The following is a 22,978-nucleotide window of genomic DNA, read 5'->3' as shown; positions in this document are numbered from 1 at the left end:
GTAATGGACCGATAACGCCGGAGTAATACTCCAATCGATGTACTTATTCCAGCGATTGATTCCCAGTCGCCCCCCACAACAAGGAGATGAGTCACATGACCAAGATCACCGCCGTAGAACTGGCCGCAGAGACCGTTGAGCTTCTCCCCGGCCGCGACACGCTGCTGTTCGATGCCAACCTGGCCGGCATCTGGGCGAGCAACTCCTCGCTCGCGCTCAACGTCGGCACGGTCTTCTCTCAGGCCAACAGCGCTGCCGTCCAGACGATCGTCGTCTCGCAGCACTGACGTCCCATGAGCCTGCCGGGGACGGCTGTCCCCCAGCCGCCCCCGGCACCTCCCTTCTCATCGTTCTCATCAAGCGTCCGACATCTACCCGGGCAAGCCCAGGAGGAGACCATGATCCAGGAACTGGCAGCGCCGTCTGCTTCAGGCCCCGTCGCAGGGCCATGGCAGCGGGCCGAGGGCCTCGAACTTCTGGGACTAGTCTCAGGATCAGGCCTCAACCACAGCACCTATCTGGTCCGGCGTGCGGACGGACAGGTTGTCCAGCTCAGCGAGTTGCTGAACATTATCGTCGCCAAGGCGACCATCCCCCTGCCCTTGGACGAACTGGCGCACCGTGTGAGCTATGCGTTTGGCCGCGAACTCGACGCCGACGGCCTGTCGCTGCTCGCCGAACGGAAGCTCGCCCCGCTCGGCCTCCTGGTTCAGCCGAGCGCTGCCCCGGCTTCCGCACCCGCACCCAAGGCCACTCCCCTCCTGGCTCTCCGCGCGAAGACGACGATCTTCCCCCGACGGGCTGTCGAGCACCTCGCCTACCTCCTGAGCCCGCTGTACTGGCCCCCTTTCGTGATCCTCGCGTGCGTCGGCTTGGTGGCCCTGGACCTCCACCTTGCGTTCTCGGTCGATGCCATGGGCGCCGTCATGGACGTCTTGGTGACTCCCTCGATGCTCCTGGTGCTCTTCATCCTCATGACAGTGGGCGCGCTCGTCCACGAGCTCGGCCATGCCACAGCCTGCCGATATGGCGGGGCTACCCCGGGCGTGATCGGCTTCGGCCTCTACCTCGTCTTCCCTGCGTTCTACACCGACGTCACGGATTCATACCGGCTCTCCAGAGGCGGGCGCATCCGCACTGACCTCGGGGGCCTCTACTTCCACCTGCTCTGGGTCCTGAGCGCCGGGGTGGGCTTCCTGATCACCCACAGCCCCCTCCTGCTCCTCCTGGTCATCATGACGCAGCTGCAGATGGTTCAGCAGCTCCCGCCAACGATCAGGCTCGACGGATACTTCGTCCTCGCCGACCTCGCCGGGGTCCCGGACCTGTTCTCGAGGGTGGGCCCTGTGCTCAGGAGTCTCCTGCCCGGGCGGCAAGTGGACCCTCGGGTCCTGGAGCTGAGGCCCATCTCCCGGTGGATCGTCACGGCATGGGTACTGATCGTGGTGCCGTTCCTCCTAGGAGTGCTGGTGTGGCTGGCCGTCAGCCTGCCGTTCATCCTCCAGCAGGCCCTCGACGCGGCCGTGCTCCACGCACAGCACCTCTTCCTCGCCGCCACCACGGGGCACCCGATCGACGCGATCCTCGCAGCCCTCGCGATGGTCCTGCTCGCACTTCCGGCTCTCGGAGCCACCCTGGTCCTGGCCAAAGTCGGCCTGTCGCTCGCTGCCGCCCTGACACGACGCTTCAGCCCCGCGTTGCGGCGGCATCGGCCTCTGCCGCGCCACGCTGCAGCGACCCGTCGCATCAGGTCTGTCCACCACAGCTGAGGACCTTTGAACGGAAGGCCCCATCGATTCTGAAGGGAGGTGACAACCATGCAGAAGCTCACCGTCGCAGAGCTCGCCGCCGAGTCGGTGGAGATGCTCCCCACCCGCGAGACGCTCGTGTTCGACCTCAACGCCGCGCTCATCCAGGCGCAGAACGCCTCGTACGCAGTCAACGCCATGACGCTGTTCTCGGCCGCGAACAGCGCCGCAGTCCAGACCGTCTACGTTGTGCAGCAGTAGGCCTGGGCGCTCGGCGCCGCTCCCCCAGGGCGCCGAGCGCTCATCCCAGTTGGACCTACCCAGGAGGAAACCATGGCATCTCTCGCCCCGGCAGAGATTGCCGAAGAGAGCGCCGAGCTGCTCCCGCAGCGCGACACGATGCTCTTCGACATCAACGTTGCCCCGATCGTCGCAGTGAATCTGGCGATCGCCGTCAACGCCGCAACCATCGGCTCTGTCGCCAACGCGCAGGCCGTCCAGGTCATCGGTGCCTTCCAGCACTGATCGTCCCAAGAATCAGATCCAGTACCACCTCATCACCAGGAGTTGATCACCATGACCAAGATCACCGTTGCCGAGCTCGCCGCCGAGTCCGTCGAGCTGCTGCCCGGGCGCGAGACCCTTTTCGGGGACTTCAACGTCGCCGGAATCGTCGCCACGAACATGTCCGCGGCCGCCAACGTCCTGACCATCTGTTCACAGGCCAACAGTGCCGCCGTCCAGACCGTCTGGGTCAACCAGCGCTGACCCCCACGGCGCGACGAGGGAGGGAATCCGGTCGTCCCGGTTTCCCTCCCTCGTGCTGTGCGCTATGCCCAGTCGCCCACGTGCCAGCCGGGGACCGCGGGTCAGTGGAAGAAGTGGCGTGCTCCCGTGAAGTACATGGTGATGCCTGCGGCGTTGGCGGCCTCCACGACCTCCGCATCCCGCACTGAGCCGCCGGGCTGGACCACAGCCTTCACGCCGGCATCGATGAGGATCTGCAGGCCGTCGGCGAAGGGGAAGAATGCGTCCGACGCCGCGACCGCGCCCCGGGCGCGCTCGGGAGCCGAGCCGGAACCGCCGGCGCCCTGAGCACCGCCAGCCGAGTCGACGTCGGACTCCACGGCGACGCCGAGAGTGTTGGCGCGCTCGACGGCGAGCCGGCACGAGTCCACGCGATTGACCTGCCCCATCCCAATCCCCACGGATGCCCCGTCCCGGGCCACGAGGATGGCATTGGACTTTGCCGCACGCGAGGCCCTCCAGGCGAACGCGAGGTCGGCGAGGGTGGCGTCGTCGGCCGCCTCCCCTGAGGCGAGGGTCCAGTTGGCCGGGTCGTCGCCGCTGGCCGCGAGCGTGTCGGAGACCTGGACGAGCACGCCACCGGAGATCTGCTTGATCTCGGTCGGGTAGCGTCCATAGCCGTCCGGCAGGGCGAGGAGTCGGATGTTCTTCTTCTTCGAGAGGATCTCGACGGCCTCCGGCTCGAAGTCTGGGGCGATGACGACCTCGGTGAAGATCCCCGCGACCGTCTCGGCCATGCCCTTCGTCACGGTGCGGTTCGCGGCGATGACACCGCCGAACGCGGAGACTGGATCACACGCGTGGGCCTTGCGGTGGGCGTCAGCGATGGGGTCCGCAACGCCCGGGGTGGCGACGGCGATGCCGCAGGGGTTCGCGTGCTTGACCACCGCGACCGCGGGCTCGTCGAAGTCGAAGGCGGCGCGGAGCGCGGCGTCGGCGTCGACGTAGTTGTTGTAGCTCATGGCCTTGCCGTGGAGCTGATCAGCCTGGGCGATGCCGGCGGGGGCTGACTTGTCGACATAGAGCGCTGCCTGCTGGTGTGGATTCTCACCGTATCGGAGCACCTCGGAGCGCTCGAGCGCGAGCCCGGCATAGGCAGGCCAGCTGAATTCGCCTCCGGCTGCGTCGGAACCATCCTCGTCCGTGAACTGGCTTGCGGTCCACGTGGCGACCGCGGTGTCATAGGCGGCCGTGTGCGCGAAGGCCTTCGCAGCGAGACGCTGACGGGCCGTCAGCCCGAACCCACCGGACTTGGCCGCGGCCACGACCTCCCCGTAGAAGCCGGGATCCACGACAATCGCGACGGCGGCGTGGTTCTTCGCGGCAGAGCGCACCATGGCGGGACCGCCGATGTCGATCTGCTCGACGACGTCGTCCATCGCCGCGCCCGAGCGGACCGTCTCGACGAACGGGTACAGGTTCACGACGACGAGGTCGAAGGGCTCGATGTCCAATTCCTCGAGCGTCTTCACGTGCGCGGGCACGCGGCGGTCCGCCAGGATTCCCCCGTGGACGCGCGGGTGAAGGGTCTTGACGCGGCCATCGAGCATCTCCGGCGAGCCGGTGACCTCCTCGACCTCCTGCACCGGGACGCCCGCGGCAGCAATGCGCTTGGCAGTCGATCCCGTCGAGACGATCCGCACGCCGGCTTCATTCAGTCCCACCGCGAGCTCCTCGAGACCCGTCTTGTCGTAGACCGAGATGAGGGCTCGACGGATGGCGACGCGGTCCAGCTCGATCGTGCGTGCAGGGGTTTCAGGGCTCACAGACAACTCTCCTGAAAAAGGTAGGAGCGGGCAGAAAAGAGTGGGTTCGCGGTCATTCTATCGCCTAGGCTGATTCCGGAACGGACCGAGGAACTCCGCCACCGGCCAAGGAGAAAAGCCATGGGATTCAAACTCAGCCACGCCGTCCTGCGCCTCGTCACCGGCGCGTACATGCTCAATTCAGGGATCGGGAAGCTCTCCCTCGACGAGGAAAGTGCGGGGAACCTTCAGGGGATGGCCGCCAACGCCTTCCCTCAGAGCAAAAGCCTTCCCGCGGCGACGTTCGGGAAGGTCCTCGCGGGCACCGAGATCGGCATCGGCGCCGCGCTGCTCGCACCGTTCGTCCCGACCCGGCTCGCAGCGCTGGCCCTCACCGCGTTCTCGGGGGGCCTGCTCACGGTCTATGCCAAGACGCCGGGCCTGACCCAGCCAGACGGCATCCGCCCCACCCAGGCCGGAGTCCCTTTGGCGAAGGATGTCTGGCTCGCCGGGATCGGCTTTGCACTCCTCGTGGACCGCAGGCACCGCAAGCAGGCCACGCACAAGACGGTCGCCTCCCGCAAGTAGGGCCCCGGCCGCGCGGCGGCTGGCGCAAAGAAGCCGCCAGGCGGCGTCGCGCGCCACACGTCCATGATCCCGGCCTAGAGTTCTCCTGTGAGCACCTCCACCGCCCTGCCCACAGGCGATTTTGTGGTCCAAGGCCTTCCCTGGCGCTGGAACGTCCAGGGCCGCATCTTTCTGGTCGGCGGCCTCGGCTTCATGTTCGATGCCTGGGACGTGACACTCAACGGTGTCCTCATTCCTCTGCTCTCCGCACACTGGAGCCTTGAGCCGGCCCAAGCCGGATCGATCGGCACGGCCAACCTCATCGGCATGGCCGTCGGGGCGTTCGCGTGGGGAACCATCGCGGACACCGTGGGCCGCAAAGCGGCCTTCTCGGCCACCCTGCTCATCTTCTCGGTCTTCACCCTCGCCGGCGCGCTGAGCCCCGACATCCTCTGGTTCAGCGTGTTTCGCTTCCTCGCCGGATTCGGGCTCGGCGGGTGCGTGCCCGTGGACTACGCCCTCGTCGGCGAGTTCACCCCCAGCCGGCAACGCGGTCGCGTGCTCACCGCCATGGACGGGTGGTGGCCCCTGGGGGCCGCACTCTGCGGGGTGGTCTCCGCATGGCTCGTCGGGGAGTTCGCCGACTGGCGCCTGCCCCTGCTGGTGATGGTGCTGCCCGCCCTGCTCGTCTTCTGGGTCCGCCGCGGCGTGCCGGAATCGCCGCTGTTCCTCATCCGCAAGGGGCGGGAGGCCGAGGCCCGGGCCGTCATCGACTCGCTCGTTCGGCGGACGGGCGCCGAGGCCGTGGACTACCGCCTCGCCGCCCCGCACGAGGTTCCCAGACTCTCAGCCGGGAGCTGGCTGGAACAGCTCGCGCGCGTGTGGCGATTCGACTGGAAGGTCACCGGCGTGGCATGGGCCCTGTTCTTCAGCATCCTCCTCGTCTACTACCTCGCCCTGACCTGGATGCCTAGGATCCTCATCGGCGCCGGATTCGCCGAATACAGGGCCTTCCTCACCACCGCCGGCATGGCTGCCGTGGGCCTTCTGGGCGTCGTGGCCGCGGCGCTGCTCGTAGAGCGCGCGGGCAGGAAGTGGATACTCGCCGTCACCGGCCCGCTCTCGGCCGTGACCCTCGTGGTGGTCGTCTGGGCGGTGGACGTGCCCGCAGCTGCGGTGGCCTGGCTCCTCGCCTTCGGGTTCGTAGTCCAGGTTGCCATCCCCGTGCTGTATGCCTACGTCTCCGAGCTCTACCCGACGGAGCTGCGGGGGTCCGGATTCGGCTGGGCCTCCACCTTCTCGCGGATCGGCGCGGGCGTGGGGCCCCTCGTGTTCGCGGCGTGGTTGTGGCCGACCCTCGGCCTGGCTGCCTCGTTCGCCCTAGCAGGGTCCCTCGTGCTCCTCTCCGTGCTGTGGATGGCGGCATCGGCCCCGGAAACCCGTCAGCGCTCGCTCGACTGAGGCGTGTTTGGGCCGGACGCGCGAGGGTATCGGCTGCACGTCCAATTAACACCCGAACCAAAGGAGCACTGCATGTCCACCGTGCAAGAAGCCATCGACGTCATGGTTCCCGTATCGACGGCGTACAACCAGTGGACGCAGTTCGAATCCTTCCCGCAGTTCATGGGCGGAGTCGAATCGATCGTCCAGCAGGACGACACACATCTGCACTGGACCACCAAGGTGGCCGGGCAGGAGCGCCAATTCACTACGGTGATCACGGAGCAGCACCCCGATGAGCGGGTCGCGTGGAAGAGCACCGACGGCGTGGACCATGCCGGCGCTGTCACGTTCCACCGGCTCAGCGATACCGAGACCCGCGTCGAGGTCGAGTTCCAGTGGAATCCGGACTCAGCGACCGAGAAGATCGGTGCCGCGTTCGGTGCTGACAAGGCCCAGGTGAAGAGCGATCTGAAGAAGTTCAAGGAATTCGTCGAGTCACACGGCGCCACCGGTGGGTGGCGTGGCGACGTGGACAGCGGGCCCCAGACAGGCGAGACGTTCTGACCCCTGTGCATCGCGCGAATGACGGCGCGTGCCCCGCTCAGTCGGGCACGCGCCGTCGTGCGCTGTGATGAGGTCCGCAGGTTCAGGCGACCGGGGTCTTGAGTTCGCCCGAGGCGAGCTGGCGCAGCACGTCGATGAGCAGGCGACGCTCGACGACCTTGATGCGCTCGTGCAGGGACTCCTCGTCCTCGCCGTCCGCTATCGCGACGGATTCTTGGGCGATGATGGGACCGGTGTCCACACCAGCGTCAGCCCAGTGGACGGTGCAGCCGGTGACCTTGACTCCGTACTCGAGGGCGTCGCGCACGCCGTGGGCGCCAGGGAACGCGGGCAGGAGCGCGGGGTGGGTATTGAGGTAACGGCCTCCGAAGCGTTCGATGAACTCAGGGCTCACGATCCGCATGAAGCCGCTTGAGACGACAACGTCCGGACCGTAGGAGGCGACCTTGTCCGCGAGCGCTGCGTCCCACTCTTCACGCGTGGAAAACGAGTTGAAGTTCAGGACGAACGTCTCGATGCCGGCCTCGTCGGAGCGCTCGATGCCGTAGGTGCCCTCGCGGTCGGCGCCAACAGCAGCGATCTCGATCTCGAGATCGCCCGCCGTGACGGCGTCGATGACGGCCTGGAGGTTGGAGCCTGTGCCGGAGACGAGGACCACGATGCGCATGGCGTCCACCTTACCGGCGCGGGCCGGTCAAGCGTCTGCCAGCTCGGCCTTCTCGGCCCGTGAACGCTCGAGCCACGGACCGAGGGCGTAGCCGATGCATGCGCCCACAGCGGCCTCGGCGCCGACCCACACGAACATCCAGGCCGGACTCACCCCGAGCTCGGTGAACCGTCCCACTCCGACGGATCCACTCGTGAGCCATGCGAGGCAGCCGGCGAGCGCGCCCACGACGACGCCGACCAGGACCCCGAGCAACAGCGCCGAGATGGGTGCCGAGAACCAGCGTGCGCGGACCTTGATCGCCAGCCACTCGTCGAAATGGTCCTCGCCCTCGCGCACGAACCACCAGCCGGCCACGAGGCCGGCGAGGACGGGGACGACCAGCGCGGCTGGCGAATACAGGAGCGGCCCGGCGGGGATTGCCGCGAGTACAGGGACGGGTGGCAGCGGGCCCACCGCGGTCGCCAGTGCCCCTGCCGTCGAGCCGGTGCCCAGCGTCACCCCGGCGCCGGAGGCCCAGCCGAGCGTCCACACGGCCAGATTCGGGAGGTAGCCGAGCTGCGCAAGCGTCATCGCGCCGCCTCCTACGGCGTCCGCCCCAACTGCCTCGTACACGGTGACGGCCTCGGCCCAGTGGCCGAGCAGGTCTCCCGCGAGCAGTGCGGATGACAGGGCAAGCGCGCTCATGAGCGCCACGAAGCCTGCGCGCACGACGGCCCAGGCATAGCTTCCTGCCCAACGCGAGTACTGACCGGTGCGGGAGATCCAGTCAACCGCGTCCACCCCGATGAGCCTCGTCCACGACCCCGCCTCGCGGCGCGCGCCGACCACGAGGCCGAGGCCCACCGGAACGAGTGGGATGAGCGTCGCGGCCAGCATGGCCACGCCGACCTGGGGGGTACGGCAGATAAATGCGGTCGCGAACGCGAACGCCGCATAGGCGCCCCCTGCGCCGGCGAGCCCCTGCCACAAGGTGTCCGCGTAGGAGGCCCTGGCCAGCCGGCGTCCTGCCCGCCACGCGAGGAGCACTGGGATGACGGTGAGCCCGAGCGGAACGAAGGACAGCGTTCCCAGGACCGGCACGGCCGCATCCCGCGTGCCCGATGTCATGTTCAGCTCCAGCGGGACACCGTGCGCGAGGAGCCAGGCCTGCCCGGCGAGCCGCGCCACGTCCTCGGGCGCCCAGGGGCCGAGGCCACCCATCGCCCACACAGCGACGATGGGGGCTATGGCCAGGGCTGCGGAGATCACGATGGCCTGGACTGCCTCCGCGACCCCCTGGAGCCACAGAGGCATGGGCAGGCCCCGGAGTCCGGATTGGTCGGAGCGGAGTTTCATCGCCATCCACTCTGCCACGGCCGCGGCTCCTCGCGGGCCAGGCGCACCGGTCGCCGTCAGGACAGGCGGTGACGGTCCTCCGCGCTGAACGGGTGAATCTCGTCGGTGCGCCCGTCCCGGACCTTGGCGACCCACGCGGGATCGGACAGGAGCACGCGGCCCAGTGCGACGAGGTCGAACTCGCCGCGGGCGAACTGGCCGAGGAGCGCGCCAAGCCCGCGGATCCCGGACCGCCCGCCCTCCTGCCAGGTGACCTCGAACTCATTGTCGAGGCCAACTGAACCGACCGTGATGACAGGCAGGCCCGAGACCTTCTTGGTCCACCCCGCGAGCCCGAGATGTGAATCGGCCTGGGCCTCGGGGTAGGCCGGCTCCCAGTGGCGCCGAGTCGAGGGGTGGAAGGCGGAGGCACCGGCGTCGGCGAGGGTGTGCAGGATGACCCCGAGCTCTTCCGGGGTCTCGGCGATGCGGGCGCCGTAATTGCCGGACTTCCACTGTGAGAACCGGAAGATCACCGGGAAACCTGGCCCGACTGCGGCGCGCACAGCGGCGACGACCTCCGCCGGGAAGCGGAGCCTGGCCTCGAGCGAGCCGCCGTAGTGGTCGGTACGCTTGTTGGTGTCCGCCCACAGGAACTGGTCAAGCAGGTAGCCGTGGGCGCCGTGCAGCTCGACGCCGTCGAACCCAGCCTCCTGGGCGGCCGCCGCGGCACGGGCGAAGTCGTCCCGGATCCGCGCGAGCTCCTTGACGGTGGCGGCCCTGCCTCGTTCCCTCCCGTTGGGTGCGATGCCCGAGGGACTCAGGCTTGGGAGCCCTGGGTTGAACGTGGAGTGGTCCCCGCGGGCCGCGCCGAGGTGCCACAGCTGGGGGATGATGCGGCCGCCGGACGTGTGGACCTCCGCGACGAGCCGCTCCCACGCCGCGAGCTGGTCCTCGCCGAAAAGTCGCGGCACGCGCGTGCTCGGGCCGGAGTCCTCGGAGACGTACGTCCCCTCCGTGATGATGAGCCCGACGCCGGCCGCAGCGCGGCGCGCGTAGTAGCCCACGACGTCGTCCGTCACCACGCCGTCCGGCGAAAACTCGCGGGTCATCGGCGCCATCACGAAGCGGTTCGGCAGGCGAAGGGGCCCGAGGTCGAACGGCGTGAAGAGGCCGGCGATCTCTGAAGCGGCGGCATCGGCGGGGGTGCCTGGAGCGTCCTGAATCGTCATGTTCACGGCAACCCGTCTGAGCGGGCGGCGCATTCCCTCCCGCCGTACATATGATGCAGCTCACACTTGCCCGCTGCTGCGGACCGAGCAGCCCCGGCCCCCGGCCCGCGCCCCGGCATAGACTCGAGCCGTGACCCGCCCCGCTGCCGCGCCCGCTCCCCCGGCGCGCGCCGTCGCGCCCCTGTATGCGGCGGGATTCACCACAGCATTCGGCGCGCACAGCATCGCTGCAGGCCTGGGCGCGGAGAGCGGCCAGATCGGGCTCGACCTGCTCACCCTGGGCCTGCTCCTGGCCCTGTACGACCTCGCCGAGGTGTTCCTCAAGCCCGTCTTCGGCTCGCTGTCAGACAGGATCGGGCCCAAGCCGGTGGTCGTGGGAGGGCTCGTCGCGTTCGCGCTCGCCTCCGTGGTGGGCCTTGCCGTGCAGGCACCCTGGACGCTGGCGGTGGCTCGGCTCGGTCAGGGCGCCGCGGCCTCGGCCTTCTCGCCGGCCTCCTCAGCAAGCGTGGCACGCCTCGCGGGAGAGCTGACGGGGCGGTACTTCGGCCGGTACGGCTCGTGGAAGGGGCTCGGGTACGCCATCGGGCCGCTGCTCGGCGCCGGCGCACTCTTCCTAGGCGGCTTCCCCGTCCTCTTCGCAGTTCTCGCGCTTCTGGGGATCGGCGTGGCGGTGTGGGTGGCCGTCAAGATGCCCCGGCTCGAGCCCCTTCCCCGCCCGCGCTACACAGTCACCGACCTCGCTCGCCAGTTGGGCGAGCGCTCGTTCCTCGGGCCCACGATCGTCCTGGCTGCCGCGACCGGGTCCCTCGGCGCGGCTGTGGGCTTCCTGCCCGCCCTCGCGGCCCACACCGGCCTGCCCACGGCTGCCGCGGTGGCTGCCGTGACCGTCCTGGCCCTCGCGTCCTCGATCATCCAGCCCCGGATCGGCAGGCTCCGCGACTCCGGACGCATCACTGACCGCCGAGGGATCCTGGCCGGTCTGGCCGGGATCATCCTGGGGGCCCTCATCGCGGCCCTCGTCCCGGTCGCCCAAGGGCCGCTCGCGGCCGTGGGCGTCTACGTCTCGGCGCTCCTCGTCGGCGCGGGGATCGGAACCGCAACGCCGCTCGCGTTCGCCCACCTCGCAGACGCGACCCCCGCCGAGCGCATGGGCCGCACCATGGGCACCGCTGAGCTAGGCCGTGAGGCAGGCGACGCCGGCGGGCCGCTCCTCGTCGGAGCCGTCGCCTCGGGTGCGGGGCTGGGCTGGGGACTGGCCTCGCTTGCCGCCGCCGTCGCCCTCGCCGGGCTCATGGCCCCGCCCGGCTCCACTCGGCGCCCGGACTGAACCGGCCCCGCTGGGGGCGTCCCCTCCCGCGGTGACCGGAGATCCGGCCCTGGCCGCGCGGCGTCGTGCGCCATTCCACGCGGCGTCGCGCGCCATTCCACGCGCGCTGAAGGGGCGCCACGGGCTCCTGCCGTTAACTTAGGCTTCCCCGGCGCGTCACGCCCTCTCTGCCCTTGCGTCAAATGGTCACAGGATGGTTGAGGCGTGAGGATCGCGATTGTTGCCGAGTCGTTCCTGCCGCAGATGAACGGGGTGACGCACTCCATCCTGCGGATCCTCGACCATCTCCAGGAGCGCGGTGACGACATCCTCGTGATCGCCCCCTCGGGCGAGGGCGCAAGCGGCGTGTTCCCAGTGACCGAGAACGTAGGCGGCGCGCGCGTGGTTCGCATGCCTGCCTTCCCGATGGCCGGCTACCCGCACGTCCGGGTCGCCTTCGGCGCCGTGCCCAAGGTCAAGCGGATCCTTCGGGAGTTCAGGCCGGACGTGGTGCACCTGGCCTCCCCGTTCGAGCTAGGCTGGCGCGGCGTGCGTGCCGCCCACCGGCTGCATCTCCCCACGGTCGCCATCTACCAGACTGAGGTGCCGGGCTACGCGGCCAGGTACGGGGTGCCATTCCTCGAGAACTGGGCGTGGCAGCGGGTCGAGAACATCCACAGGCTCGCGGACCGCACCCTCGCCCCCTCGACCTTCGCCGTGGAGCAGCTGCGGCAGCACGGGATTCCCCGGATCGAGATGTGGCGGCGCGGCGTGGACACTGCCCGGTTCAGTCCGGCGAAGCGCGACGAAGCCTGGCGGGAGGCCGTGGCGGGAAGGAACCCCGACGGCTCCCCGGTCAAGATCATCGGCTACGTGGGCCGACTCGCCGTCGAGAAGCAGGTCGAGGACCTGACGGTGCTCAGCGGACTGCCGGGAACCCGGCTCGTGATCGTGGGCGACGGGCCGCTGCGCGCGCAGCTCGAGGCGCAGCTGCCCGACGCGCATTTCGCCGGCTTCCAGAGCGGGGACGACCTCCCCCGGCTTCTCGCCAGCTTCGACCTGTTCGTCCACCCGGGCGAGTTCGAGACATTCTGCCAGACCATCCAGGAGGCCATGGCGTGCCGAGTGCCGGTGGTCGCCACTGGTCGAGGTGGGCCCCTCGACCTGGTCGAGAACGGGCGAACCGGCTGGCTCTACACGCCCGGCGATCTGGGGCAGCTGCGCCGGTTCGTCCAGGAGCTCCTGGACGACGACGCCACGCGGGCCGCATTCGCCGACGCCGCGTGGCAGAGCGTCCAAGGCCGCTCGTGGCGAGCGATCTGCGAAGAGCTCGTCGGCCACTACGAAGACGTCATCTCGCAGCGCGGATTGCGCGGTGTCGAAACCAACGCGGGCTGACCTCAACGAAAGGGACACCATGAAGATCTCCGTCATCGGCTGCGGCTACCTCGGAGCGGTGCATGCCGCGACCCTCGCGTCGATGGGCCACGATGTGGTGGGCATCGACACGGACGCCGAGAAGGTTGGGCATCTTGCGCGCGGCTTCGCGCCGTTCTTCGAACCCGGCCTCGAGGACCTGCTCGCTGACGGGCGCGGATCCGGACGGCTCTCCTTCTCCACGGACATGGACCGCGTGGCCGACTGCGACGTGCACTTCCTGTGCGTCGGGACCCCGCAGTCCAAGACGAGCGACGTTGCAGACCTGACCTATCTCGAGGCGGCCACCCGCTCCGTGGCCGTGCGCGCAAAGGCGGGGGCCGCCGTCGTGGGCAAGTCCACGGTTCCCGTGGGAACGGTGCACCGGGTCCGGGAGTGGCTCGGGGGCGCCGACGTGGACCTCGCGTGGAACCCTGAGTTCCTGCGGCAGGGGACCGCTGTGAAGGACTCCCTCGTGCCGGACCGCCTCGTCTACGGGGTGGACGCGGACGACGACGCCAGCTCGCAAGCGGTGCGCACGCTCGACGAGGTCTACGCTCCCCTCCTGCACGCGGGGGTTCCTCGGATCGTATGCAACTTCGCGACGTCTGAGCTGATCAAGTCCGCCGCGAACGCGTTCCTCGCCACGAAGCTCTCCTACATCAACGCCATGGCCGAGCTGTGCGACGCCGCGGGGGCCGACGTCACCCAGCTCTCCGCCGCGATGGGGCTCGATCCCCGGATCGGCCAGCGGTACCTCGCAGCAGGCCTCGGGTTTGGCGGAGGCTGCCTGCCCAAGGACATCCGGTCCTTCCGCGCGCAGGCCCGCGAGCTCGCGGTGGATTCCGTGGATGCGTGGATGGGCCTCGTGGACTCCATCAACGTGGGCCAGCGCGGGCGCGTGGCGGCGCTCGCCGCGGACCTGTGCGGCGGCATGCTCGCCGGGCGCCGCGTTGCGGTGTTGGGCGCCGCCTTCAAGCCGGACACCGATGACATCCGGGACTCCCCCGCGCTCGACGTCGCGGTACGGCTCGCCGAGGCCGGCGCCCACGTGGTGGTGAGCGACCCAAAGGCCATCAACAACGCGTGGATGCGCTACCCGCAGATGCAGTTCGAGTCCTCCGTGCCGGCCGCCCTGGAGGGGGCCGAGCTCGTGCTCCTGCTGACGGAATGGCCCGAGTTCCGCGCGCTGAACCCGTTCGAGGCCGCGTCACTGGTCCGGCGGACGGTGATCGTCGACGCGCGCAACGTCCTCGACGGAGAGGCATGGCGCATGGCCGGCTGGACGCTGTACGGGCTGGGCACCGGCGATCTTGTGCGCGAGCGCGTCGGGCAGCCAGCGGGCAAGAATCTGCCTGTGGATAACTTGCAACTGGGGTAGTCACAAGCTTGTAGACTGCCGAAGAGACGTCGCCCTACGGCGGCACACCAACGACCTCGGGGGATGTCAATGGCGATTCGCCGCCGCACACTACGCTCTGCCCTGCCCGTCCTCGCCCTGGCCTGCGTGCTCGGCCTGTCCGCCTGCGGGGGTGGGGCCGGGGCGGACGCTGGCGGCTCGCCCGCAGCTGCGCCCGAAACGGCAGCATCTACACCGTCGGTCGACACCCGGCCCACCCCAGCCAGCTCCACAGGGCCAGCCCGCAACATCCCGAAGCCGGAGCTCCCGGCGGCTGCGAAGGAGAACACGGAGGCTGGATTCGCTGCCTTCACGCAGTACTGGTTCGACACCGTGACATACGCGCTCGAGACCGGAGACACCGGGCCGCTCAAGGCGGTGTCCAAGCCGGACTGCAAGATCTGCAACGGCTTCGCCGACGAGGCCCAGCAATCCAATGCTCGAGGGAATTGGACTATCCCGACGACTTGGAAAGTGAATTCGTTCCATTCAGACTTGAAGCTGGACCCACTGGGCCAAGCAGTAGGCTATTACTTGATAGGCGAGTCATCTTCAGCCGACTTTCATGCTGACGGCTCCCTCGCCACCGCGCGCCCATCAAAGAGCAACGATACTCCGCGCGCCATGTACGCTGTCTTTCAGCAAGGATCCTGGGTCGCGGCCCAAGCGGGCAACGCGTGAAAAGGATTATCGCGGGATTCGCTTCTTTGCTGGTTTTTACGCCTGTTACAGCAGCCACGCCCGCGAATAGCGAAGACGGTCGGTTCGGACAAAAGTCAGTGGTCATCAACGGATCTCAGGATGGAACCATTGCATTTACGTTTCCAAAGGTCGAAGGCGTCGCTGAGGTCTACACCTATTCCTACGCCCCCGCATGTGCCACCGGCACAGACACACTCAATTCGAGAACCTGCGCTGCCCTGAATAGCCGCTGCAACGCCGAGCCCGACGGGATCATGGTGGTCTGGGAGCGGATGGATATTCGCAATCCGGGAGCCGATTGGCAGAGGCTCGAACAGGCCTGCCTCTATCCGGGAAAGCCCCCGGAACGGCCGGGAGACGTCGTCATTGCAGTCACCGAGAAGCAGTTGCGTGAACTGCCGATCAAGGCCCCCGCGCTCGGCGCGCAGCCAGGCCGGCACACGCTCAAGGGCGCGGAGACCAACATCTTCGCTGACCCGGCCGACCAGTCATTCGCCATTGACATCCTCCGGCGAAGAGTCGACATCAAAGTCAAGCCGAGTGAGTACCGCTGGACTTATGGCGACGGCACGAGCCTCGTCACCCGCTTCCCGGGCGGCCCGATCCCGGAGCTGCGGTGGGGCGACAAGACCGTCACGAGCCATGTCTTCACCGGGACCGGAGACTTCGCCATCGGCCTCACTACAGTCTTCACGGGCGAGTTCTCCGTGGACGGCGGACCATTCCAGCCCATCGCCGGGACTGCTCAGGTGCCGAGTGACCCGAAGACCCTCAGCGTCTGGCGCTCGGAGGTCAAGCTCTACGCCGACGACTGCAACGTCAACCCAAGCGGCGCAGGCTGCGGGTAGCAGGCCATCATCCCTAGTCCCCGCCGGCCAGGACTGTCAGCCACGCGTGGGACGATGAATCCATGGCATCCACCCCGCTCGCAGGCCCGCAGATGGATGGCGGGGACGCTGCCCCGCCGCTCGTGGACATCGCCGGGATGGTCACCCGTGTGGGGCCGGCTGCCATGGCCCGCGCACAGGCCTACGCCCGCGACGGGCGGGTCGAGTACCTCGCGTGGCACCCCGAAATCACAGAGCTCACGGCTCAGGTGAGCGGAAGCGAAGACGAGCCGTACGAGGTAGGCGTCTACCTGCAACTGCACCAGGGCACCTACCGATACGCCGGCGGCTGGTGCACGTGCCCGGTGACGGCGGACTGCAAGCACATGGCGGCCGTCGTCCTCACTGCCAACGCCCAGCGCCTGCGGTCTGACGCTGCGAGGAACAACGCTGCCCGCGCCTCGGAGCCCGTCTGGAAGGGCGAGCTCCGCCGCATCATCAGCCAAGCGGACGAGCGACAGTTTGGGCGTGCGGGCCGGCTGGGACTCCAGTTCGAGCTGCGAGATCTCGAATCGAGGCTCGGCGGCCGCTTCGCCCGGTCCCGCTCACGGACACGCCGCGGCGAGCACCGGCTCGGCATGCGGCCCGTCGAGTTCAACCCGGCGACGGGACGCTGGCTGCGCGGCGACATCTCGTGGAGCAGGTTCGGCCGCCCGGACCCCATCGGCGACTTCTACACCCCGCACTACGAGCTCCTGCGGGAGCTGCAGGCCCTCCGGCTCGGGACGGGCTCAGGCTACTGGAACGGCAATGACCCGTGGCTCTACCTCGACGAGTTCACGAGCCCACTCCTGTGGACGCTCCTGGACGCAGCCGGGCAGATCGGGGTCGAACTCCTGGGCGCCGCGAAGAGCACCGACGTCACCGTTGCCGAGGGCACCGCTGCCATCGGACTCGATGCGCTCCCCGGAGACGACCGCGGCGCCCTCCGCCTCGTGCCCACCCTCGCCGTTGACGGCGTCCCCCTGCCGACCGAGCGGGCGGGGACGATCGGAGACCACGGTGCGTACGCCGTCGTGCGCACTGGCGAGCACAAGGAGCTCATCGTCCTCGCCAGGGCAGCGTCCCACCTCGGAGAACGCGAGCGCGCCCTGCTCGGCGTGCCCGAGGGGGTTGAGATCCCCGCCGCAGATCGGAACGCGTTCCTCGCCGAGTTCTATCCCGACCTAGCGCGGTCGGTCACCATCACGGCGGACGACGCCGCGCACCTCCCGCCGATCGATCCTCCCCTGCTCGTGCTCACGGCGACGTTTCAGCCCGAAGACGTGCTGCGGCTCGCGTGGCACTGGGAGTACCGGACGGGCGACGCCGCGCGGCGGCTATCGCTGGTGCCGTCGCCGAACGAGGCCCTCCGCCGTGACGAGCCGGCAGAGGAGGCCACGCTGGTGCGCATCACAGAGGTCCTCGCCGACAGCCCGCTGCGCGGACAGCGCATCGGCCCCGCCAGGCTCGAGGACCTCGACACCGCGGACGTGGCGGGGCGCACCCTGCCCGCGTTGGAGAAGCTCGAGGGCGTCACGGTCCGGATCGAGGGGACGAAGCCGGACTACCGCCGTCTGGAGGGCACGCCGCAGCTCGTGCTCAGCGCGGTCGAGTCGGACAAGAACGACTGGTTCGACCTGGGCCTCATGGTCACACTCGGCGGCCGCAGCATCCCGTTCCAGGATGTCTTCAAGGCCCTGGCCCGCGGCCGGGACAAGGTACTCATGCCGGACAAGACCTGGTTCCGTATCGACACCCCGGAGATCCAGCGCCTCAAGCGGATCATCGACGAATCCCACGAGCTCCGAGAATGGCGCGCCGACGGGCGGTCGTCGAAGAAGCAGCCGCGGCTCAGCGTGTACCAGGCCGGGCTGTGGGACGAGATTGCCGAGCTTGCTGCCGAGACCGTCGAGCCGCCCCGGTGGAAGCAGACGGTCTCGGGCCTCCTGGACCCGCACGCCCTGGACAGGGTGCCCGTGCCCCGCGGGCTCAACGCAACCCTGCGGCCCTATCAGGACGAGGGCTTCCAGTGGCTCGCATTCCTGCACCGCCACGGGCTCGGCGGTGTCCTGGCCGATGACATGGGCCTGGGCAAGACACTCCAGACCCTCGCGCTGATCCTGCATGTGCGGGGTTCCGACTCGGCCCATCCGCCGGGCGCCCCAAAGCCGCCGTTCCTCGTCGTTGCGCCCACGTCGGTCGTGGCCAACTGGGAGGTCGAGGCCGCGCGGTTCGCGCCCGGCCTGCGCACGGTGGCGCTCACGGACACCCAGGGCAAGTCGGGGACACCCATCGTGGAGTCAGCGCGGGGGGCCGACATCATGGTGACCAGCTACGCCCTCTTCCGCCTGGACTACGAGGCGTATGGGGACCTGCCGTGGGCGGGCCTGATCATGGACGAGGCCCAGTTCCTCAAGAACCGCGCCACGAAGGCCCACCAGTGCGCGCGTGACCTTGAGGTCCCGTTCAAACTCGCCCTCACCGGCACGCCACTCGAGAACAACCTCATGGAGCTGTGGTCCCTGTTCGCCATCGTGGCGCCCGGCCTGTTCCCGGCAGCGAACCACTTCGGGCAGGACTTCGCCAAGCCGATCGAGAAGAGCGGCGACGCCGATCGCCTCGCCAGGCTCCGGCGTCGTGTGCGTCCGCTCATGCTGCGCCGCACCAAGGAAGCGGTCGCGACCGAGCTGCCGGAGAAGCTCGAGCAGCGGCTCGACGTCGAGCTCGATCCGAGGCATCGCAAGCTCTACCAGCAGTACCTCCAGCGCGAGCGGGAGAAGGTGCTCGGCCTCGTCGAGGACCTGGACCGGAACCGTTTCATCGTCTTCCGCTCGCTCACCCTGCTGCGGCTCATGGCGCTGGATCCCTCCCTGGTGGACGTGGCGCACGACGGCGTGTCCCCGGCGAAGCTCGACGCTCTCCTCGAGCAGCTCGACGACGTCGTGGCGGAGGGCCACCGGGCGCTCGTGTTCAGCCAGTTCACGTCCTTCCTCAAGAAGGCGGCCCAGAGGCTGGAGGCGGCGGGCGTCGCGTACGAGTACCTCGACGGGGCCACGCGCCGGCGGGGGCAGGTCGTCTCGCGGTTCAAGGAGGGCGAGGCGCCGGTCTTCCTCATCTCGCTCAAGGCGGGCGGCTTCGGGCTCAACCTCACCGAGGCCGACTACTGCTTCCTCCTCGATCCTTGGTGGAATCCGGCGGCCGAAGCGCAGGCCGTGGACCGCGCACACCGGATCGGCCAGACCCGGCGGGTCATGACGTACCGCCTCGTCGCGAAGGGCACGATCGAAGAGAAGGTCATGGAGCTGAAGGACAAGAAGGCCGTGCTCTTTTCCTCCGTGATGGACGACGACGCGATGTTTTCCTCGACCCTCACGGCGGACGACGTCCGGGGCCTCCTCGGGTAGGGACCGGGAGCATCCAGCGACACGAGAAACGATCACGATTTGGCAACAGAGGATTAATACCCTACGGTAGGTATCGGTTCGATAACGAACCCCGCCCGCCGAAACCGCGCGAGCGCACAAAGCTTGACGGCCCAGAGGCCGTTGGCCAAATATGCCGGGTGCTGCCGTCCACCGTTCGCCGCCGTTTGCGCAGACACCAAGACCTGACCTTCGAGCCGTCAGGGGCCGGCGGCGCATGCAAAGCTCCGGGGACGGAGCTAGTGCCGGTGGAGCCCCGAGCATCTTAGAGACTCTTATGAAGAAGAAGATTACCCTTACTGCCGCACGCCGTTCTCTCGCCCTCGTTGCCGCCTCCGGCGCCGCTCTCAGTGCCGCCGCCCTCGGCGCACCGGCGGCGAACGCCGCCTCCGGCGCCACGTGGGACGCGCTCGCCCAGTGCGAGTCCGGTGGCAACTGGTCCATCAACACCGGCAATGGCTTCTCCGGCGGCCTCCAGTTCACCCCGAGCACCTGGGCCGCCTATGGCGGCACCGGCTCGCCGACGACCGCGACCCGCGACCAGCAGATCGCCGTTGCCGAGCGCGTCCTCGCCGGCCAGGGCTGGGGCGCATGGCCCGCCTGCTCGGCCAAGCTCGGCCTCTATGGCACCTCTGGCGCCAACCCGACGCCCGTCCAGGTCCAGTCGGCCCCCGTCCAGCAGGCCCCGGCCAAGCCGGCCCCGGTCCAGCAGGCCCCGGTCCAGCAGGCCCCGGCCAAGCCGGCCCCGGCCCAGCCGGCCCCGGCCCGCCACGCCGCGCCGGCCGAGGTCAGCGGCCAGACCTACACGGTCGTGGCTGGCGACACCCTGAGCCAGATCGCCCAGAAGCTCGGCGTCAAGGGCGGCTGGGCAGCCCTTGCGGACGCGAATGCCAACATCATTTCCAACCCGAACCTCATCTTCCCGGGCCAGGTCCTCCACCTCCCGGCCTGACGAGCACGTCCGGCCACAGCGCCGGCCCCCCCGGGCAGGTTCTGGGCCTTGCCCCCCTGAGGCCCAGCCCAGCCCTAGGCGCCGCATCCGCGACGCGCAGCATAGCTGCGCACGCGGGTGCGGCGTTCGGCGTCCCCGGAATTGGGCGATACGGATACTCTCCAACTCTTGCCATCGGGATACCAAAGATTTACATTTGGAATACCAGATAGCGAGACGTGGGTCACAAACCCGAGACTCGCACCGCAGGCCACACGTGTGGCTGCGCCGCCCGGCCTTCACCACCAAGCCGGCGGAACATACAAATCGTTGCGCGCCTCACCTGTCCCCATCCCAGAGAGTTCCTCCTATGAACAGCACACAGGACACCGCAGTCCAAACGCTGGACACTGAAGACGTGCCCCACACCGAGGCCAGGCACCGTGAGGCTCGCGTGCCAGCCGGCCTGAGTACGCGCCTCTACAACCGTGACCTCGCGCCGACCAAGCGCGAGGGCCGCAGCTGGACGGCCTACAGCATCTTCACGCTGTGGGCCAATGACGTCCATAGCCTCGGCAACTACGCCTTCGCGATCGGGTTGTTTGCCCTCGGCCTCGGCGGCTGGCAGGTCCTCGCCGCCCTCGGAGTCGGCGCCGTGCTGCTGTTCGCCCTCCTGAACCTCTCTGGTTTCATGGGACAGAAGACGGGAGTCCCATTCCCCGTCATGAGCCGCATCGCGTTCGGCATCCACGGGGCCCAGATCGCCGCCCTCATCCGCGGTGCCGTCGCGATCGCGTGGTTCGGCATCCAGACCTATCTCGCTTCCGTCGTGCTGCGCGTGCTCCTCATTGCCGTGGCGCCAGGGCTCAAGCCGCTCGACGACGGGCAGATCCTGGGCCTGTCCCCGCTCGGCTGGATGGCCTTCGTCGGCCTGTGGATCGTCCAAGTCGTGATTGTCTCCTACGGCATGGAGATGATCCGCAAGTACGAGGCGTTCGCAGGCCCCATCATCCTGGCCACGATGCTCGCCCTGGCCGTCTGGATGTTCGCCCAGGCAGGCTTCGACATCGCGTGGAGCACCGGCAAGGACCTCTCGGGCGGCGCCATGTGGCTGCACATCCTCGGCGGCGGCGCCCTGTGGGTCTCGATCTACGGCACGTTCGTCCTGAACTTCTGCGACTTCACCCGCTCGGCTCGCACCAAGAAGTCGATCGTCAAGGGAAACTTCTGGGGGATCCCCGTCAACATGCTCCTCTTCGGTGCCATCACCGTGGTGCTTGCCGGCGCCCAGTTCAAGATCAACGGCCACATCATCGAGAGCCCCTCCGACGTCGTCGCCTCGATCCCGAACACGTTCCTCCTCGCCGCGGCGTCCCTTGCCCTCCTGGTCCTGACCATCGCGGTGAACCTCATGGCCAACTTCGTCGCCCCGACCTACGCGCTCACCAACCTCTTCCCCCGGCGGCTCAACTTCCGCCGCGCTGCGCTCGTCTCGGCCGTGATCGGCCTCGTGATCCTGCCGTGGAACCTCTACAACAACCCCGTGGTGATCGTGTACTTCCTCGGTGGCCTCGGCGCGCTCCTTGGCCCCCTGTTCGGCGTCATCATGGCCGACTACTGGCTGGTCCGCCGCGGGAAGGTCAACGTCCCGGAGCTCTACTCGGAGTCAGCCCAGGGCGCCTACCACTACGCCAAGGGCATCAACCCCAAGGCCATCGCAGCCCTGGTCCCGGCTGCGGCAGTGGCCCTCGCGATTGCCTTCATCCCGGTCCTCGCTCCGCTGAGCTCGTTCTCATGGTTCTTCGGCGCCGGCATCGCGGCGGTGAACTTCTACGTCCTCTCCGACCGCACGCGCTCGTTCGAGGACGTCGACGGCGAGCCGATCGCCGTCCCGGCCGTCCACTGACGCGGCGCTCGCTGAATCGACCTGCATACGACGGCGGCGGGCTGGCCCCCAAAGCCGGCCCGCCCGCCGTGGGTGCCTCACCACCGGCTCCGCCACCAACCAAGGAATCCCATGCGCATCCTCGTCGCCAACGTCAACACCACGCGGTCCATGACCGACTCGATCGCGGAGGCCGCCCGCGCCGCCGCCTCGCCGGGCACCGAGATCGTGGGCATCACCCCGAGGTTCGGGCCGGAGTCGTGCGAGGGCAACTTCGAGTCCTACCTCGCCGCGATCGCCGTCATGGACGCCGTGACCACCTACGAGGGCGAGTTCGATGCCGTGGTCCAGGCCGGCTACGGCGAGCACGGCCGCGAGGGGCTCCAGGAACTGCTGAGTGTGCCGGTCGTGGACATCACCGAGGCAGCTGCGTCCACCGCAATGTACCTCGGCCATAAGTACTCAGTGGTCACGACCCTCGACCGGGCGGTGTCACTCATCGAGGACCGGCTCAAGCTCGCTGGGCTCGACGCGCGCTGCGCCTCGGTGCGCGCCTCGGGCCTCGGCGTGCTCGAGCTCGAGCAGGATCCCGAGCGCGCGGTGAAGGAGATCGTCGGCCAAGCGGAGGCCGCAGTCCGGGACGACAAGGCCGAGGTGATCCTGCTCGGCTGCGGCGGCATGAGCGGGCTCGACGCACAGATCCGCGAGCGCTGCGGCGTTCCCGTGGTCGACGGCGTGGCCGCCGCGGTCGCCGTCGCGGAGGGACTGGTCCGGCTCGGGCTGAGCACGTCCAAGGTCCGCACGTACGCGGACCCGCGGCCCAAGAAGGTCACCGGCTGGCCGATCAGAGCGTGAGCCACACGATCCCCACCCGCCGGGGCGCGACAACCCTTGACCCTCTCTGACGGCCGTGCCTAGGGTGCAGGAACCGCCACAGAACGACGCCGGTGCAGTACCA

21 protein-coding genes are annotated in these 22,978 nt (G+C 68.7%); 17 read left to right on the top strand and 4 right to left on the bottom strand.

Features of this window, described 5'->3' with window-relative positions; all coding sequences use genetic code 11:
* Positions 1-95 precede the first annotated feature (95 nt).
* The 5 genes from LF262_RS16365 (at position 96) to LF262_RS16345 (ending at position 2,516) form a co-directional block, all read left to right on the top strand.
* The gene (locus tag LF262_RS16365; RefSeq protein WP_235781472.1) at positions 96-287 is read left to right on the top strand and encodes a hypothetical protein; all 192 of its coding nucleotides are present in this window, start codon (positions 96-98) and stop codon (positions 285-287) included.
* Positions 288-398: 111 nt separating this feature from the next.
* Complete coding sequence (locus LF262_RS16360; RefSeq protein WP_235781471.1) at positions 399-1,769, top strand: hypothetical protein; 1,371 nt, start codon at positions 399-401, stop codon at positions 1,767-1,769.
* Positions 1,770-1,817: 48 nt separating this feature from the next.
* On the top strand, positions 1,818-2,009 hold the full coding sequence (locus LF262_RS16355; RefSeq protein ID WP_235781470.1) for a hypothetical protein: 192 nt from the start codon (positions 1,818-1,820) through the stop codon (positions 2,007-2,009).
* Positions 2,010-2,081: 72 nt separating this feature from the next.
* On the top strand, positions 2,082-2,273 hold the full coding sequence (locus LF262_RS16350) for a hypothetical protein (RefSeq protein WP_235781469.1): 192 nt from the start codon (positions 2,082-2,084) through the stop codon (positions 2,271-2,273).
* A gap of 51 nt (positions 2,274-2,324) precedes the next feature.
* Positions 2,325-2,516 carry a hypothetical protein gene (locus LF262_RS16345; protein ID WP_235781468.1) on the top strand — a complete coding sequence of 64 codons (192 nt, stop codon included), beginning with the start codon at positions 2,325-2,327 and terminating at the stop codon, positions 2,514-2,516.
* 101 nt (positions 2,517-2,617) lie between these two features.
* On the opposite strand, the gene purH is transcribed toward LF262_RS16345, so the two are convergent.
* A complete protein-coding gene (gene purH / locus LF262_RS16340; protein WP_235781467.1) occupies positions 2,618-4,321 on the bottom strand; it encodes a bifunctional phosphoribosylaminoimidazolecarboxamide formyltransferase/IMP cyclohydrolase in 1,704 nt (567 codons plus the stop codon).
* A gap of 120 nt (positions 4,322-4,441) precedes the next feature.
* Here purH and LF262_RS16335 point away from each other — a divergent pair, with 120 nt between their 5' ends.
* The 3 genes from LF262_RS16335 to LF262_RS16325 all read left to right on the top strand — a co-directional run bounded on the left by LF262_RS16335 (position 4,442) and on the right by LF262_RS16325 (position 6,874).
* Positions 4,442-4,888 carry a DoxX family membrane protein gene (locus LF262_RS16335; RefSeq protein WP_235781466.1) on the top strand — a complete coding sequence of 149 codons (447 nt, stop codon included), beginning with the start codon at positions 4,442-4,444 and terminating at the stop codon, positions 4,886-4,888.
* Positions 4,889-4,975: 87 nt separating this feature from the next.
* Positions 4,976-6,328: an MFS transporter gene (locus tag LF262_RS16330; RefSeq protein WP_235781465.1), complete on the top strand. Its 1,353-nt coding sequence runs from the start codon at positions 4,976-4,978 to the stop codon at positions 6,326-6,328.
* A 72-nt stretch (positions 6,329-6,400) separates the two neighbouring features.
* Positions 6,401-6,874 (top strand): SRPBCC family protein, encoded by a 474-nt coding sequence (locus LF262_RS16325; RefSeq protein WP_235781464.1) that lies wholly within the window; start codon positions 6,401-6,403, stop codon positions 6,872-6,874.
* Positions 6,875-6,956: 82 nt separating this feature from the next.
* Here LF262_RS16325 and purN read toward each other — a convergent pair whose 3' ends face one another.
* The 3 genes from purN to LF262_RS16310 are packed head-to-tail and all read right to left on the bottom strand — an operon-like array spanning position 6,957 to position 10,090.
* Positions 6,957-7,541, bottom strand: a complete 585-nt coding sequence (gene purN, locus LF262_RS16320) for a phosphoribosylglycinamide formyltransferase (protein ID WP_235781463.1) — start codon at positions 7,539-7,541, stop codon at positions 6,957-6,959.
* A gap of 27 nt (positions 7,542-7,568) precedes the next feature.
* The gene (locus tag LF262_RS16315; protein WP_235781478.1) at positions 7,569-8,879 is read right to left on the bottom strand and encodes a cell division protein PerM; all 1,311 of its coding nucleotides are present in this window, start codon (positions 8,877-8,879) and stop codon (positions 7,569-7,571) included.
* 56 nt (positions 8,880-8,935) lie between these two features.
* The gene (locus LF262_RS16310) at positions 8,936-10,090 is read right to left on the bottom strand and encodes an oxidoreductase (protein ID WP_235781462.1); all 1,155 of its coding nucleotides are present in this window, start codon (positions 10,088-10,090) and stop codon (positions 8,936-8,938) included.
* Positions 10,091-10,220: 130 nt separating this feature from the next.
* Between LF262_RS16310 and LF262_RS16305 the strand changes: the two genes are divergently transcribed.
* The 9 genes from LF262_RS16305 to LF262_RS16265 all read left to right on the top strand — a co-directional run bounded on the left by LF262_RS16305 (position 10,221) and on the right by LF262_RS16265 (position 22,875).
* Positions 10,221-11,417, top strand: a complete 1,197-nt coding sequence (locus LF262_RS16305) for an MFS transporter (protein ID WP_235781461.1) — start codon at positions 10,221-10,223, stop codon at positions 11,415-11,417.
* Positions 11,418-11,621: 204 nt separating this feature from the next.
* The gene (locus LF262_RS16300; RefSeq protein WP_235781460.1) at positions 11,622-12,794 is read left to right on the top strand and encodes a glycosyltransferase family 4 protein; all 1,173 of its coding nucleotides are present in this window, start codon (positions 11,622-11,624) and stop codon (positions 12,792-12,794) included.
* 19 nt (positions 12,795-12,813) lie between these two features.
* Positions 12,814-14,193, top strand: a complete 1,380-nt coding sequence (locus LF262_RS16295; protein ID WP_235781459.1) for a UDP-glucose dehydrogenase family protein — start codon at positions 12,814-12,816, stop codon at positions 14,191-14,193.
* Positions 14,194-14,262: 69 nt separating this feature from the next.
* On the top strand, positions 14,263-14,892 hold the full coding sequence (locus LF262_RS16290) for a DUF6318 family protein (RefSeq protein ID WP_235781458.1): 630 nt from the start codon (positions 14,263-14,265) through the stop codon (positions 14,890-14,892).
* Positions 14,889-15,761: a hypothetical protein gene (locus LF262_RS16285; protein WP_235781457.1), complete on the top strand. Its 873-nt coding sequence runs from the start codon at positions 14,889-14,891 to the stop codon at positions 15,759-15,761. The genes LF262_RS16290 and LF262_RS16285 overlap by 4 nt, the downstream gene beginning before the upstream one ends.
* A 62-nt stretch (positions 15,762-15,823) precedes the next feature.
* Complete coding sequence (locus LF262_RS16280) at positions 15,824-19,186, top strand: DEAD/DEAH box helicase (RefSeq protein ID WP_235781456.1); 3,363 nt, start codon at positions 15,824-15,826, stop codon at positions 19,184-19,186.
* A 295-nt stretch (positions 19,187-19,481) separates the two neighbouring features.
* The gene (locus LF262_RS16275; RefSeq protein WP_235781455.1) at positions 19,482-20,156 is read left to right on the top strand and encodes a LysM peptidoglycan-binding domain-containing protein; all 675 of its coding nucleotides are present in this window, start codon (positions 19,482-19,484) and stop codon (positions 20,154-20,156) included.
* A 349-nt stretch (positions 20,157-20,505) separates the two neighbouring features.
* A complete protein-coding gene (locus tag LF262_RS16270) occupies positions 20,506-22,041 on the top strand; it encodes an NCS1 family nucleobase:cation symporter-1 (protein WP_235781454.1) in 1,536 nt (511 codons plus the stop codon).
* 111 nt (positions 22,042-22,152) lie between these two features.
* Positions 22,153-22,875 carry an aspartate/glutamate racemase family protein gene (locus LF262_RS16265; protein WP_235781453.1) on the top strand — a complete coding sequence of 241 codons (723 nt, stop codon included), beginning with the start codon at positions 22,153-22,155 and terminating at the stop codon, positions 22,873-22,875.
* The last annotated feature ends 103 nt before the right edge of the window (positions 22,876-22,978 follow it).

The organism is Sinomonas notoginsengisoli, assembly GCF_021554725.1.
Lineage (GTDB): Bacteria > Actinomycetota > Actinomycetes > Actinomycetales > Micrococcaceae > Sinomonas > Sinomonas notoginsengisoli.
The sequence above is the reverse complement of the archived record's forward strand: the minus strand, read 5'-3'. Positions and strand labels throughout refer to the sequence as shown.

Excerpts from the sequence above, each read along its gene's own strand:
- LF262_RS16310 (WP_235781462.1), bottom strand. The coding sequence starts at position 10,090 with ATGACGATTCAGGACGCTCCAGGCACCCCCGCCGATGCCGCCGCTTCA.
- LF262_RS16315 (WP_235781478.1), bottom strand. The coding sequence starts at position 8,879 with ATGAAACTCCGCTCCGACCAATCCGGACTCCGGGGCCTGCCCATGCCT.
- purN (WP_235781463.1), bottom strand. The coding sequence starts at position 7,541 with ATGCGCATCGTGGTCCTCGTCTCCGGCACAGGCTCCAACCTCCAGGCC.
- LF262_RS16280 (WP_235781456.1), top strand. The coding sequence starts at position 15,824 with ATGGCATCCACCCCGCTCGCAGGCCCGCAGATGGATGGCGGGGACGCT.
- LF262_RS16365 (WP_235781472.1), top strand. The coding sequence starts at position 96 with ATGACCAAGATCACCGCCGTAGAACTGGCCGCAGAGACCGTTGAGCTT.
- LF262_RS16345 (WP_235781468.1), top strand. The coding sequence starts at position 2,325 with ATGACCAAGATCACCGTTGCCGAGCTCGCCGCCGAGTCCGTCGAGCTG.
- LF262_RS16350 (WP_235781469.1), top strand. The coding sequence starts at position 2,082 with ATGGCATCTCTCGCCCCGGCAGAGATTGCCGAAGAGAGCGCCGAGCTG.
- LF262_RS16265 (WP_235781453.1), top strand. The coding sequence starts at position 22,153 with ATGCGCATCCTCGTCGCCAACGTCAACACCACGCGGTCCATGACCGAC.
- LF262_RS16335 (WP_235781466.1), top strand. The coding sequence starts at position 4,442 with ATGGGATTCAAACTCAGCCACGCCGTCCTGCGCCTCGTCACCGGCGCG.
- LF262_RS16295 (WP_235781459.1), top strand. The coding sequence starts at position 12,814 with ATGAAGATCTCCGTCATCGGCTGCGGCTACCTCGGAGCGGTGCATGCC.
- LF262_RS16275 (WP_235781455.1), top strand. The coding sequence starts at position 19,482 with ATGAAGAAGAAGATTACCCTTACTGCCGCACGCCGTTCTCTCGCCCTC.
- LF262_RS16325 (WP_235781464.1), top strand. The coding sequence starts at position 6,401 with ATGTCCACCGTGCAAGAAGCCATCGACGTCATGGTTCCCGTATCGACG.
- LF262_RS16360 (WP_235781471.1), top strand. The coding sequence starts at position 399 with ATGATCCAGGAACTGGCAGCGCCGTCTGCTTCAGGCCCCGTCGCAGGG.
- LF262_RS16355 (WP_235781470.1), top strand. The coding sequence starts at position 1,818 with ATGCAGAAGCTCACCGTCGCAGAGCTCGCCGCCGAGTCGGTGGAGATG.
- LF262_RS16290 (WP_235781458.1), top strand. The coding sequence starts at position 14,263 with ATGGCGATTCGCCGCCGCACACTACGCTCTGCCCTGCCCGTCCTCGCC.
- LF262_RS16270 (WP_235781454.1), top strand. The coding sequence starts at position 20,506 with ATGAACAGCACACAGGACACCGCAGTCCAAACGCTGGACACTGAAGAC.